Origin of the sequence: Nocardia vermiculata NBRC 100427, assembly GCF_001613265.1 — a bacterium.
In the GTDB taxonomy this organism is placed as follows: domain Bacteria; phylum Actinomycetota; class Actinomycetes; order Mycobacteriales; family Mycobacteriaceae; genus Nocardia; species Nocardia vermiculata.
Map to the genome: position 1 here is coordinate 23,679 of NZ_BDCA01000006.1, position 13,791 is coordinate 37,469.

Here is a 13,791-nt window from a genome sequence, read left to right on the forward strand (position 1 = left end):
GCCGACGCCACACATCATCAGCCGTCGCATGCCCCGGGCCGGCGATCGCGGTGGGCGCGGTGCCCGGCAAACCACAACCGCCGCCGGACGGCATCCGGAAGCGGGCGAGTCGCAACTGTGACCGGACTCACCCGTGCCAAGATCGACGCAGGTGAAGTGAGCCCCCGCGGCACCATCCCGGTGGCTGCCAGTTTGCGGGAATGCCGACCGGGTACTCCAATACTTCGTGCCCAGGCCGCAATACGGGACCCAGGCACGAAGCAACCGAAAACAGGTGAGGAGGAGCGTGTGAGCACCAGCTTGCCGCAAGCTCAGCAACGACGTTCGGTCGCCGCGGCGGCCATGGGCAATGCGACCGAGTGGTACGACTACGGTGTTTACGCAGCCACCGCGACATACCTCACCGACGCTTTCTTTCCCGGCGAACTAGGCACCCTCGGCACCCTGCTCGGATTCGCGATCTCGTTCATCCTGCGCCCCGTCGGCGGCATGGTCTGGGGCCCGCTCGGTGACCGCATCGGCCGCAAATCCGTGCTCGCCATCACCATCCTGCTCATGGCCGCCGCCACCGGCCTCATCGGTTTGCTACCCAGCCACTCCGCCATCGGCGTCGGCGCACCGATCCTGCTGATCGCACTGCGCGTCATCCAGGGCTTCTCCACCGGCGGCGAATACGGCGGCGCCGCCACCTACATCGCCGAATCCACCGACGAACGCCGCCGCGGCTTCCTCGGCAGCTTCCTCGAATTCGGCACCCTGTGCGGTTTCGCCGGCGGTTCCCTCGTCGTCCTGATCATGCAGGTCCTGTTGTCCGACGACGCGATGGACTCCTGGGGCTGGCGGGTGCCGTTCCTGCTCGCCGTGCCGCTGGGCCTGATCGGCTGGTATCTGCGTAGCAAGCTCGACGAATCGCCGGTCTTCACCGAAGTCGCCGAGTCCGACAAGGTCCGCGGCGGGCTGCGCGTCCTGCTGCGCGACTACCGCCGCGAACTGCTCGTCCTCGGTGGCCTCGTCGTCGCCCTCAACGTCGTCAACTACACCCTGCTCGCCTACATGCCCACCTACCTGAACAACACCCTGGGTATGGAAGACTCCGAGACCACCGCGATGGTGCTCATCGGCGAGATCGTGATGGCACTGGTCCTACCGGTTTCCGGGGCAATATCCGACCGGGTCGGACGACGACCGATGTGGCTGGTCTCGCTGGTCGGACTCGCCATCTTCGCCGTCCCGATGTACTGGCTGATGGGGCAAGGCGCGGTATGGGCCGTCGTCGGCTTCATCGTTCTCGGCCTGCTCTACATTCCGCAGCTGTCCACCATCTCCGCCACGTTCCCCGCGATCTTCCCGACCCAGGTGCGCTTCGCCGGATTCGCGTTGGGCTACAACATCTCCACCGCCGCATTCGGCGGCACCGCACCGTTGATCAATGAATCCATCATCGACGTCAGCGGCTGGAATCTGTTCCCCGCCTTCTATATGGTCGGCGCCTGCCTGATCGGCCTCGTGGCCTGGTTCTTCCTCCGCGAAACCGCGGGCGTATCGCTGGCCGGCACCGAAGTCCCCGACGCCGAGGACGAGGAACCACTGCCGCAGAAGGCATAGCCGCGCAAATCCACGACGGTTCCGGCCGTCGGCAGCACTGCTGCCGACGGCCGGAACCGTCTTCGTCGCCCCGTCGGGCGGACGGCTCTCAGGCGGGCGCGGCCGCAGGACGGGTGGAGTGCCAGTGTGCGTCGACGACACCCTGCCGGTACGAGGCAGCCGGATGGGAGTCGGGCAGGCGGTCGCGGCCGGTCGACTGGCGGCGTGCGGTGCCCTGCTCGTAGTCGTGGCGGGCCAGTCCGCGCCGGCGCAGCACCGGCAGCACCTCGTCGATGAATTCGACGTAGCTCCCCGGAATCGTCGCGTTGATGACGTTGATGCCGTCGACACCGGCGTCGCGCCAGCGCTCGAGCTGATCGGCGATCTGCTCGGGCGTTCCCACCACCCGGCCGGAATGGCTGCGCAGCTGCGCCAGGTCACGCACGGTGGGTTCACGACCGGGCACCGCTTCGCGCAGCCACGCCAGTGTGCTCTGGGTGCCCTCGGTCTCGATATCCCCGATCGGGGTGTCCAGATCGTAGAAACCGAGGTCGTAGCCCAGACCGCCGGCGGCGTGGGCGAGGATGGTGGTGGGGTCGATGATCTCGTCGAGTTCGGCGGCCTTACGCTGCGCCTCCTGTTCGGTCGAACCGATCACGAACGACAGCCCCTGGAAGAACTGCAGATCCCGCGGCGCCCTCCCCGCCTCGACAGCCAGCCGCCGGGTGTCGTCTATCAGTGCCGCCGCGGCTTCGGGACTGGGGGAGACGATGAATTGTGCCTCGGCGTTACGGGCGGCGAATCGCCGCCCCGCGGGGGAGGAACCGGCTTGGAACAGCACCGGCGTGCGCTGCGGTGACGGCGCCACCAGATGCGGGCCTTCGACCCGGTACCGCCGACCGACGTGATCGATCTTGCGGACCTTGTCGAAATCGGCGTGGATACCGCTGGTCTTGTCCTGCACGAGGGCGTCGTCGTCCCAGGAGCCCTCCCACAGTTTGTAGACCACATCAACGTATTCCTGTGCCCACTCGTAGCGTTCGTCGTGCGGGGTGATGGCGTCGTAGCCGAAGTTGCGCCATGCGTTGTCCGACAAGCTGGTGACGATATTCCACGCGATCCGGCCGCCGGAGGCGTGATCGAGGGTGGAGATCTTGCGGGCGAAGTCGAACGGATGCTCCTGCAGGATCGAACTGGTGATCGCGATGCCCAGATGCTCGGTGTTGTAGGCCAGTGCCGAGGCCAGCACCAGGGGGTCGTTACTGGGGATCTGCAGGCCGCTGTCGACGAACTTGCGCCACGACCCCTGATAGTCGTCGTAGAGGCCGACCACGTCGGCGAAGAAGATGTAGTCGAACCGGCCGGCCTCGAGCGTACGCGCCAGCGACACCCAGTGTTCCAGCGACGAGAAGTCGGTCTGCTGCGCCTGCGGCAGCCGCCACGCACCGTGCAGAATATGCGAAGTGGTGTTCATCACGAATGCGGAAAATTTCAGCGGCGCGGTCATCGAATAGCCTCCCGAAAACACGGTAATCCAACACGAACTCGACCGCGGATATTACGTCGAAACCCAACAGGGAATCACTCTATAAAACCGTGCTGATTACAACCGGTGAAGCCGCGACGAACACTGTGCACACTGTGACGCACGATGTGGAGAACAAGGGCAAAGAAACGCGCCGCGCTGCTGACCGCGGCGATCCTGGTGCCGCTGACCGGGACCGCGTGCGCGGGCCCTTCCACCGGTACACCGAACACCACCGGAATACCGGCGGCCACCGGCACACCGGTCGACGGCGGCGTGATCGAATACGGTCACGAACAGGAACCACCGTGCGCGCACGCGGGCTGGGTGCAGAACGCCTACCTGGCGCGCCAGTACCTCGACAACCTCGTATCGGAGGCCGACGACGGCACCGTCGTACCGTGGCTCGCCACCGGCTGGGACATCTCACCGGACCGGCGCAGCTACACCTTCCACCTCCGCGACGACGTCGAATTCACCGACGGCACCCGCCTGGACGCGGCCGCCGTCAAATACAATATGGACCGCTATCTGAACGAGAAAACCGCCAACACGACGGTCGTCTCGTATCTGAAACCATATTTCGCGAGCGATAGCGCCGTCGACGACTTCACCTATCGAATCGATCTGCGCACACCCTACGAACCACTCCTCACGGCATTGTCGCAAGGATACTTCGGAATCCAGTCACCCACCGCACTGGAACGAGGACCACAAATCAACTGCACCGCACCCGTAGGATCCGGACCCTTCATTCTGAAGAAATGGGAGCGGAACCGGCAGATCACATTCGTCCGAAACCCGAAATACAACTCCGCACCCGCGAATGCACGCCACCAGGGTCCACCATATGTCGACAAGCTGATCTGGAAATTCCTGAAAGATCCGGTCTCCCGATACGGGTCGCTCACCAGCGGCTCCTCCGATGCCGTCTACAACGTGCCGGTCATCGACTGGGCCGACGCCGCCACCGAATTCCAACTGTCGCAATACCTCACCGGCGGACGACCCAACACCATCAGCATGAACGTCACCCACGCACCGTTCGACGACGTCCGAGTACGCCGAGCATTCGCACATTCAGCGGACCGCCGCACCGCGGTACGCACCGCCTTCCGCGGCGTCATCCCCTTCAACGGCAACGGCGCACTCAGCAGCAGCACCCCCGACTACGACCCGGCCTTCGACGACACCTACCGCCACGACCCCGCCACCGCCGCCCGGCTACTCGACGAAGCAGGCTGGAACCAGCGCGACAGCAACGGTATTCGCACCAAGAACGGAAAACCGCTCCACGCCACACTCGTCTACGCCGCCGACGCCGTCATCGGACCCGAAGGTGCCGCGGTATTACAGGACATCGCCGCCCAAGCCCGCGACGTCGGATTCGACATCCAACTCGTCCCCGCCACCCAAAGCGAATACTTCGGCGGCAAATACGCACCCGCGGACACCTTCAACGGCTACGTCGGATATTGGACCAGCCCCACCGCCGGACTGCTGTACATCAACTGGCGCCAACGACTACCCGACCAACCCAATCCGGACAACACCGCCTACTACAACAATCCCGAACTCCAGCACACCATCGAACTCGCCAACAGCACCGCCGACCCCGCCGGGCGCCGCCGCTACTACAGCAAGGCACAACAGATCATCTCCGACCAAGCAGTATCGATCGGGCTCTACCCCCAGACCACCTCGATCGCGGTCTCACCCCGGCTACGCGATGTGTGGATCGAAAAATCCCAGGGCGAACCGGTATTCGCCGACGCGAGGTTCATCCGATGACCGACACAGCCACCACGCCCACCACCGAACCCGCGACCACCCGGCCCCGGCACCTCGCACGCACCTGGATCGGCAAGATCGCCGGCGCGCTGCTCGTCCTGTGGGCCGCGGCATCGATCACCTTCGCCCTGCAAACCCTCACCCCCGGCGACCGCGCCACCCTCCTGCTCAACCTCGGCGCCGGACAGAGCCGCGAACGCACACCCCAGGAACTCGCACCCGTCAACGCCGAGTACGGATTCACCGACCCGCTCTGGCAGCAGTACACCCGATACCTGCGCGGACTACTACACGGCGACCTGGGCACCTCCTACCAACTGCAACAACCGGTGCTCGCGATCATCACCGACCAGATCGGCCCCACCCTGATCCTCACCGCCGCCGCACTGACCCTGGCCTGGCTGCTGGTCATCACGCTCACCACCCTCACCGCCGGCGCCGGACGACTCCGCTCGGCGGTAGGCACCACCATCGAAACCGTCACCGCCGGACTACCGCACTATTGGATCGGGATCCTGCTGCTGGTGATCTTCGCGATCAACCTCGGCTGGTTCCCGGTCGAGAGCGGTTCCGGCGTCCGCGGCCTGGTACTGCCCGCAGTCACCCTGGCCGTCCCACTGGCCGGATTCCTCGCCCAGGTGACCCGCGACGAATTCACCACCGCCCTCACCCAACCGTTCGTCCTGTCGGTGCGGGCCCGGGGGATCGGCGACCTCACCGTCCGATTCCGGCACGTACTCAGACATTCCCTGATCCCGGCACTGAGCGTCTCCGGCTGGGCGATGGGAGCACTGTTCGGCGGCGCCGTCATCGCCGAAACCGTCTTCGCCCGCGCCGGAATCGGGCAAACCCTGGTCAGCGCCGCCCAGGCCCGCGACGTCCCCCTCGTCAGCGGCATCGTCCTGATCATCGCCGCGATCTACGTCCTGGCCAATCTGGTGGTGGACGCCCTCTACACCATCGTCGACCCCAGGATTTCCACCTCATGACCGTCCTGACCCCGCCCGCACGCCGGCTCCCACCCACACCCGTCCTGATATCGGCCGCCATCCTCGCCGCGGCCGCGCTGGCCGCCCTGCTCCCCGCAGCACTGGCCGGCGACCCGTTCGCGATCAACCTCGACGAAGTACTCACCGGCCCGTCCTGGCAGCACCCGTTCGGCACCGACCTGTCCGGACGCGACCTGTACTCGCGCATCGTGCACGGCACCCGCGAATCCCTGCTGATCGGACTCGGCGCCACCGGGGTAGCACTGCTCATCGCCACCGTCCTCGGATTCGCCGCCGCCCTCGCCCCGAAAACATCCGCCGCAGCAGCCGATCGATCCGTCGAAGTACTGTTCGCCTTCCCCGCCGTACTGCTGGCACTGCTGCTGGTCAGCGTATTCGGCCCCGGCAGCACCACCCTGATCGTCGCCGTCGGAGTAGGAGTCGCACCCGGCTACGCCCGCATCATCCGCGGCCAAGTCCTCACCGTGCGAACCTCACCCTACGTCGAGGCAGCCGCCGCACTCGGCCATTCCCCGCTGCGCATATTCGCCCGCCACATCGTCCCGAACGCACTACGCCCCATGGTCGTCGTCGCCACCCTCGGCATCGGCCAAACCATCGTGTGGGCCTCGGGACTGGCATTCCTCGGAGTAGGGGTGCCACCGCCGGCACCGGAATGGGGCGCCCTGCTCGACGGCGGCCGCACCTACATCACCCACGCCTGGTGGCTGGAAGTGTTCCCCGGCCTCGCGATCGTCGTGATCGCACTCGCCGCCACCACCGTCGGCCGCCACCTCGCACACCGCTGGGAAGGACGATCATGACCACACCACTGCTCCGCGTCGACAACCTGCGCGTCGGATTCGCCGGACGTGAAATCGTGCACGGAGTGTCGTTCACCGTCGAACCCGGACAGTGCCTGGCCATCGTCGGCGAATCCGGCTCCGGCAAATCCGTCACCGCCAGAACCCTGATCGGCCTGCCCGGACCACAATCGGCCGTCACCGCCGACACCTTCGAATTCCGGGGCCGATCGGTCACCGAGCACCGCGACCGCGACTGGCAACGCCTGCGCGGCAAACAGATCGGTTTCGTCCTGCAGGACGCACTGGTCTCCCTCGACCCACTGCGACCGATCGGCAAGGAAATCGGCGAAGCGATCGCCGCCCACGACCACACCACCCGCACCACCCGCACCGCCGCGGTCATCGAACTGCTGCGCCTGGTCGGCGTTCCCCGCCCGGAACTCCGCGCCCGACAACGCTCCGGAGAATTGTCCGGCGGCCTACGCCAGCGCGCCCTGATCGCCGCCGCACTGGCCCTGGACCCACCGCTGCTGATCGCCGACGAACCCACCACCGCACTCGACGCCACCGTCGCCGCGCAAATCCTCGACGTCCTCGCCGAAGCCAAACAACGCGGCAAAGCGGTACTGCTGATCAGCCACGACCTCGCCGTCGTCGCCCGCCTCGCCGATCGAGTCGCCGTCATGCGCGACGGCGAATTCGTCGAAACCGGTCCCGCGGCAGAGGTTCTGAACAACCCCCGACACGACTACACCCGCTCACTACTCGACGCCGTCCCCTCCGGCATCTCGAAAGGCACCCTGCTCACCGACCGCACCCCCGCACCCACCCCGGATACCCCACCCGCCGGCGCACCACCTGCACTGCTCGCCCGCGGCCTGCGCAAAACCTTCACCGCCCCCGACGGCGGCAACCCCACCGGCGTCCACGACGTCAGTTTCGAACTGGCCGCCGGCACGACCCTCGGCATCGTGGGGGAGTCCGGCTCCGGAAAAACCACCACCGCGCGGATACTGCTGGGCCTGACCCGTCCGGACGCCGGCACCGTCGAGCTCGGCGGCACCCCCTGGTCGGCACTGTCCGCACGCGCCCGACGGGCCCGCCGCCACGAGATCTCGGTGATCTACCAGGATCCGCTGAGTTCGTTCGACCCACGCTGGACAGTCGCACATATCCTGCGCGACGCACTCGAGGCCGCCGACGTCCCGCGCCGAGCCCGCGAACCCCGGATCGACGAACTGCTCACGCAAGTACAACTGTCCGACGACGTCCGCGACCGGACACCGCTGCGACTGTCGGGCGGACAACGCCAGCGGGTCGCCATCGCCCGCGCCCTGGCAGGGGAGCCGTCGGTGATCGTCTGCGACGAACCGGTCTCCGCACTCGACGTCTCCGTACAAGCCCGCGTACTGGATCTCCTGACCACCCTGCAGGCCCGCACCGGTGTCGCGCTGCTGTTCATCTCCCACGATCTCGGTGTCATCCACCACATGAGCGACCACATCCTGGTGATGAAGGACGGAGTGGTCGTCGAACAAGGCGAAGCCGACCGAGTGTTCCACGCCCCCGAACACCCCTACACCCGCACACTGCTGGACGCGATCCCACGCCTGGGCGAGCAGGTGGTGGCAGCCTGAGCCCGGCACCACCCCGCGCCCACCACCGCAACCTCGCACCGACGCGAGTTGCCACCGGTCTCACGCTCGTGTGTGATCGAGCGCGAGCCGTTCCACGGCAGACGACCGGTGAAAAGGAAATATCTCGGATGCACCCACTGGAAGCCGACGATCCGGCGGCCATCGGCCCCTACCGGCTACTCGGCGTACTCGGCACCGGCGGAATGGGCCGAGTCTATCTGGGCCGCAATCCAGGAGGCCGCACCGTCGCGGTCAAGGTGATCCGCCCGGAACTGGCCGGCACCCCCGAATTCCGATCACGATTCCGGCGCGAACTCGCCGCAGCACGGCGAGTCACCGGCCCCGGCACCGTCCCGGTACTCGACGCCGACCCCGACGCACCCCACCCCTGGCTAGCCACCGCCTACGTCGCCGGACCGTCACTACAGGAAGTGGTGAAAGCCTTCGGCCCACTTCCCGAATCGGCACTGGGACCACTGGCCGCCGGACTCGCCCGCGCCCTCACCACCGTCCACCGCGCCGGAGTCGTCCACCGCGACCTCAAACCGTCCAACGTGCTGCTGACCGTCGACGGCCCGCAACTGATCGACTTCGGAATCGCCCGCGCCGCCGACGACGACAGCAGCGTCACCACCACCGGCCACGTGATCGGGTCACCGGGATACATGACCCCCGAACACATTGCCGGAAATAACGCGGTCGGCCCCCCGGGCGATGTCTTCGCCCTCGGCAGCGTCCTGGTCTTCGCCGCCACCGGCAACGGCCCGTTCGGCTCCGGCGATTCGATCGCCCTGCTGTGGCGGATCATGCAGGAACCCGCCCGCCTCGACGCGGTACCACCGGCCTGGCGCCCCCCGGTGGCCGCATGTCTGAACAAGGACCCGCTGCACCGCCCCACCCCGGCCGATATCGAGCAGCGCAGCAGCGAACTCGACACCGCCGGATCGGTATGGCTACCCGCCCCGGTACTCCAGGAAATCAGCCGCCAGACGATGGCGCTGCTGGACCTGGAGAGCACCCCGGTGCCCCCGCTCGACATGCACACCGGCCATGCACCCACACTCGGCACACAGCCCACCGCCGGCACAGACCCACCAGCCCCGCCCGAATACCGGGTCCCGTCCCGCCGACCCCGTCCGCGACGACGCACCCTCGTGATCGGCGCCGGCATCGCGCTGGCGCTGACAGCCGCCATCAGCACCACACTGACCTTCCGCCACGCCTCACACGGCCCGAGCGCCGCCACACTCAGCGCAGACACCACTACCGCGGCAGCATCGTCCACGCTGCCGACCGACTACATCGGAACCTGGAAGGGCACTGCCACCGACGGCCTGGCCACCTTCGATATCGTCGTCACCCTCGACACCGGCTCCCTCGGTACCGAAGTCGGCACCTCCAGCAACACCGGCCGCGCCTCCGGCACCACGTGTCGCCGCGCCGAAACCTTCACCGCCGCCACCGAATCCACCCTCACCCTACGAGCGCGCCTGCTGTCCGGCGCCGGATGCCTGGACGACGGTCAGTCCTCCACTCTCACCCTCGATCCCGGCGGCACCCTCAGCTACACGATGGCAGGACCGGTCGGTGCCATCACCGGCACTCTGCACAAACAATGAGCGAGTCACCGCGCCGCTGCGGGCAACGGTTCCCAGCCTAGCCACCGGCGCGGCCCGTCATCGCCACGAATACACGCCAAACGCTGGTGCGCCTGCGCCCGCCACGTATCCGCGGTGGCGGCTACTCGCGCGGCGGCCAGCGTCATCCGGAACTCCCGGATGTCACGCAACAGAAAATAGCCGCCCCACCGCGTGACATCGAGGCCGTACCCGCGGCAGAAGCAGTCGTAGCTGCCACCGTCGATCCAGCCCAGCGAGTAGTACTCGACCGCGGTCGGCACCAGATCCCACTCGGGCGGGCCGATCATCAGATGTTGCGGATCCAACAGCAGCGACCGCTGGTCGGACGTGACCGCGAATTCACGCCCCCACGCCTCGCCGTGCACCACACACCACTGATTCCCTGCTGCGAGATCGGCCCACCGGCCCCGCAACTCGGCAAGGTGTTCGTGCAACCAGCGCCGGTCCTCGGCGCCGAAGCACGTCGCAGCATCGACGGCACGTGCGAGCTGCCGAAACGGCTGAACCTGTCCCAGCGCGAACGTTGTCGGCAGCGGCGCCGCGTGTAACCGGGACAGCGCCACCGCCAGTTCGGTGAAATCAGCGGGCCGATGCGGCGGCGGATCGAGCCAGAAGGTCACCGCATGCCCGTGCACGTCGATCGGCTGGCGCAGCCCCGGCACTGCACGCACGGCTGCCAGACCGGCGGCGGCCAGCCATCGCGACACCTCCATCTCCCGGAGCACTTCGCCGTCGTGCGCCAGTCGGCCGATCCGAACCAGCACTCCACTGGGTAACCGGTAGCCGACCCCCGCCCCGAACTGCACCCGTTGGGCGCCGCGGGCCTCGATACCGACCCGAGAACAGGCGTCGAGCAGCACCGATGGCGAGCCGTTTCCTGCTGTTTCCGCCGTCATAGCCACGCCCAAAGTCCGCTGCGAGGCCCTCATCAACCTCGCCCGGTCTCATTGTGTGACATCGACGTACCAACCGCCACGCTTTGAGCAACATTGCGGCAATCGGACGCGGAATCCGTTCGCCCTACTTACCGGCGAAGTCCGAGCAGCCGCACCTCACATTCCGCGCGGGCGAATCATCCCGGGCAGCCGCACCGCCCACAGCGATCCCCGCACCGACCCGCCCGCGACATCGGCCCGAGATCGGATCGTGCACGAGGTTCGAGTGCTCGCAATTGGCACATCGACGCCGAGTCACCGGCCCCGGCGCCAACACCAGCCACACGGCGACCGCGAACGCGATCGTCACGAACACCAACGTCGTCAGCTGCTGCCCATCCACCTCATCGCCTCACAATCCGATCCGAGCCTCCTCGGATCAATGCGACGGCACATGCATGCCGTAGGGGACCGCCTCGAGCAGTGTCACGTTCACGGTCGCACCACTGGGAACCTGATACGAGCGCACCTGCCCCCGGCGCGCACCGGTCAGCGCGCTCCCCAGCGGGGATTCCGGAGAGTAGACCTCCAACTCCTCGGTGTCGGCGCCGTCCCGGCGCCCCAGCAGGAAGGTTTCGGTCTCCTCGTCGTCGTCGAATCGCACGGTCAGCACCATTCCGGGCTCCGCGACACCGTCATCGGCGGGAGCTTCACCGACGATCGCGCGATCCAGCAAATCCTCCAACTCCAGCCGGCGCGCACGCCGGGTCGCTTCCGCCTGCCCGTCGTCGCCGGGATCTCGCTCCGCCGCGCGCAACTCCACGAGTTCCTCGCGCAACCGCTGATAGGCGGCATCTGTCAACCACACACTGTCGGTTCCGGTCATCTCAATCTCTTCGGTCGGCCTGGCACACCACAACACCCTCCCGATCGCACGCCAATACAGCACACGGCGCGCAACCGGGTTCACTTCCAGATTGGCCCGTCCCACCCCACGCCATGTTGTTCCACAGATACAATCTCGGGAGTCAGTGTTGTAGTTTCACAACACCAGAGGGCGGCGAGCATGGGGGAGTGGCAGCCCGGAAAGGAGCAGTGACCTGCAACCATGGTGAAACTCGATCGATTGATCAACATCCTCAGCCGGTACGGCGCCCGGCTCCACGGCCCCGCCGCCGCCCGCACCCTCGAGATGCACAGCGTCGCCGTCCACGACCCGGTCCGCCCGCACTCCGCCACCGGTGACGTGTTCCTCGCCGTCGGCGTCGCCGACCTGACCGAGGCCCGCGCACTGGCCGAGCAGGCACGCGCCACCGTCATCGTGGTACGCACAACGGAGAAACCCGACCCACAGCTACGCGACGAACTGGAGCGATCCGGCGCCGCACTCATGCTGGTCGACCCGATCGTGTCCTGGAGCCAGATAGCGTCCGTCGTCTACGGCCTCGTACTCGAGGGCCGTGAAACCGAGGCCGGCCGAGGCCCCAGCGACCTGTTCGCCCTCGCCGACACGATCTCGGCATCTGTCGGAGCCCCGGTCACCATCGAAGACCAACTTTCCAGGGTGATGGCCTACTCCACCGCACCCGACGATATCGACCCCGTGCACTCGGGCACCATTCTGGGCCGCCGTATGCCTCCCGCCGTGCGGCACCTGTTCGAGCAGCGCGGCATCTTCACACATCTGGCCGGATCCGATTCACCCATTCACATCCCACCGTCGCCGGAGGAGGGGCTGGGCGGCAGAACCGTCGCCGCGGTCCGAGCCGGACGTGAACTACTCGGATCGGTCTGGGTGTCGTGTCACGACCCACTGCCGCAGCGGCAGGTGACATTACTGCAGGAGGGCGCGCATACCGTCGCGCTGCATCTCCTGCGCTCTCGGGTCAGTGCCGACCTCGAGCGCCAGGTGGAGTCCGAACTGGTCATCGAGTTGATCGAGGGAAGTCCGGATGCCGAGGCGGCGATCGGGAAGCTCGGTATCCCGTCGGAGAACCTTCGCGTGCTCGCTCTGCAGGCGCACGCCGACCAGGAACGCAATGCCGGGATCCTGCTCGCATTCGAGCGGGCGACAACGGGTTTCGGCTGGTCGCGGATCGGGCGGAGCACACTGTTCGGCAATACGGTGTACACGATCCTTCCTTGTGGAGACGACCCGGCACCCGCATATCGGTGGCTGAACGACCTCACTGCCGGACTACCGGCGCACCTGGAGGTCGTGGCCGGGATCGGTGGCACCGCGGGCGCCCGCACGCTGCCCGCGAGCCGGCGGGAGGCCGACGAGTGTATGGCCTTACCTGCGAGCGACACAGTGAGCAATGTTCACTGTTATGACAACTCGTGGGATCGAGTGCTGATCCAACGGCTCATTTCGGTCGCATCCACCGGCCGGCTGCCTTCACGTGATCCGGTTGCGCAACTTATCGAGTTCGACGCACTCAATGCCACGCAGTATGTTCCGACGCTGAAATCGTGGCTCGAGGCGCACGGTGACCTCAACGCCGCGGCCCACACCCTGGGCGTGCACCCGAATACGGTGCGACATCGAATGAAGCGTATGCGCGCCATGGATTTTCTGGATCTCGACGATACGCAGAAGCGGACGGCGATGCTTATCGCGCTGTCGATTCACACCGGATGACACGGAAGGTTGGGGAAACCCTCTATCAATTCGTCACTGTGACGAATTGATAGAGGGGTGGACGGCAGGCAGGGAAGGGCCGAGCACGCCACAACGGTGCGACCAGTCAGGAGTCGGAAATTTTCCGGTAAATGCGATATTCAGCGAAAATCTCAGTTCTGCCGGATTGGCGCACCCGCCGCACACAGTCGCACGCACGAACGTTCGACCTGGCGTGCACACCAGAGCCGTCGCAGTCGACCGGCAGCGCGGCAGGCCGCCGGCCGAACGCCGACATCGGCGTGACATGGGCATATTTACCCC

Annotated in this window: 10 protein-coding genes; 7 read left to right on the top strand and 3 right to left on the bottom strand. The window is 66.7% G+C overall.

Features of this window, described 5'->3' with window-relative positions:
• Window positions 1–342 precede the first annotated feature (342 nt).
• Window positions 343–1,605 carry an MFS transporter gene (locus NV2_RS09705; protein WP_067871243.1) on the top strand — a complete coding sequence of 421 codons (1,263 nt, stop codon included), beginning with the start codon at window positions 343–345 and terminating at the stop codon, window positions 1,603–1,605.
• 88 nt (window positions 1,606–1,693) lie between these two features.
• Here the strand turns inward: NV2_RS09705 and NV2_RS09710 are convergent, their stop codons facing one another.
• Entirely contained in the window at window positions 1,694–3,091 is a 1,398-nt protein-coding gene (locus NV2_RS09710) for an LLM class flavin-dependent oxidoreductase (RefSeq protein ID WP_067871405.1), read from the bottom strand.
• Window positions 3,092–3,235: 144 nt separating this feature from the next.
• On the opposite strand from NV2_RS09710, the gene NV2_RS09715 reads away from it, so the two are divergent.
• The 5 genes from NV2_RS09715 to NV2_RS09735 all read left to right on the top strand — a co-directional run bounded on the left by NV2_RS09715 (window position 3,236) and on the right by NV2_RS09735 (window position 9,951).
• Window positions 3,236–4,900: an ABC transporter substrate-binding protein gene (locus NV2_RS09715; RefSeq protein WP_067871244.1), complete on the top strand. Its 1,665-nt coding sequence runs from the start codon at window positions 3,236–3,238 to the stop codon at window positions 4,898–4,900.
• Window positions 4,897–5,889, top strand: a complete 993-nt coding sequence (locus NV2_RS09720; protein ID WP_067871245.1) for an ABC transporter permease — start codon at window positions 4,897–4,899, stop codon at window positions 5,887–5,889. The genes NV2_RS09715 and NV2_RS09720 overlap by 4 nt, the downstream gene beginning before the upstream one ends.
• Window positions 5,886–6,713 carry an ABC transporter permease gene (locus NV2_RS09725; RefSeq protein WP_067871246.1) on the top strand — a complete coding sequence of 276 codons (828 nt, stop codon included), beginning with the start codon at window positions 5,886–5,888 and terminating at the stop codon, window positions 6,711–6,713. Before NV2_RS09720 ends, NV2_RS09725 begins: the two co-directional genes overlap by 4 nt.
• Window positions 6,710–8,332, top strand: coding sequence for a dipeptide ABC transporter ATP-binding protein (locus NV2_RS09730; RefSeq protein WP_067871247.1), 1,623 nt, complete (start codon window positions 6,710–6,712; stop codon window positions 8,330–8,332). Before NV2_RS09725 ends, NV2_RS09730 begins: the two co-directional genes overlap by 4 nt.
• Before the next feature lie 128 nt (window positions 8,333–8,460).
• Window positions 8,461–9,951: a serine/threonine-protein kinase gene (locus tag NV2_RS09735; protein WP_067871248.1), complete on the top strand. Its 1,491-nt coding sequence runs from the start codon at window positions 8,461–8,463 to the stop codon at window positions 9,949–9,951.
• A gap of 5 nt (window positions 9,952–9,956) precedes the next feature.
• On the opposite strand, the gene NV2_RS09740 is transcribed toward NV2_RS09735, so the two are convergent.
• On the bottom strand, window positions 9,957–10,868 hold the full coding sequence (locus NV2_RS09740; protein ID WP_157102829.1) for a phosphotransferase family protein: 912 nt from the start codon (window positions 10,866–10,868) through the stop codon (window positions 9,957–9,959).
• A gap of 418 nt (window positions 10,869–11,286) precedes the next feature.
• The gene (locus NV2_RS09750) at window positions 11,287–11,733 is read right to left on the bottom strand and encodes a GreA/GreB family elongation factor (RefSeq protein ID WP_067871251.1); all 447 of its coding nucleotides are present in this window, start codon (window positions 11,731–11,733) and stop codon (window positions 11,287–11,289) included.
• Window positions 11,734–11,955: 222 nt separating this feature from the next.
• On the opposite strand from NV2_RS09750, the gene NV2_RS09755 reads away from it, so the two are divergent.
• The gene (locus NV2_RS09755) at window positions 11,956–13,488 is read left to right on the top strand and encodes a PucR family transcriptional regulator (RefSeq protein WP_067871252.1); all 1,533 of its coding nucleotides are present in this window, start codon (window positions 11,956–11,958) and stop codon (window positions 13,486–13,488) included.
• The last annotated feature ends 303 nt before the right edge of the window (window positions 13,489–13,791 follow it).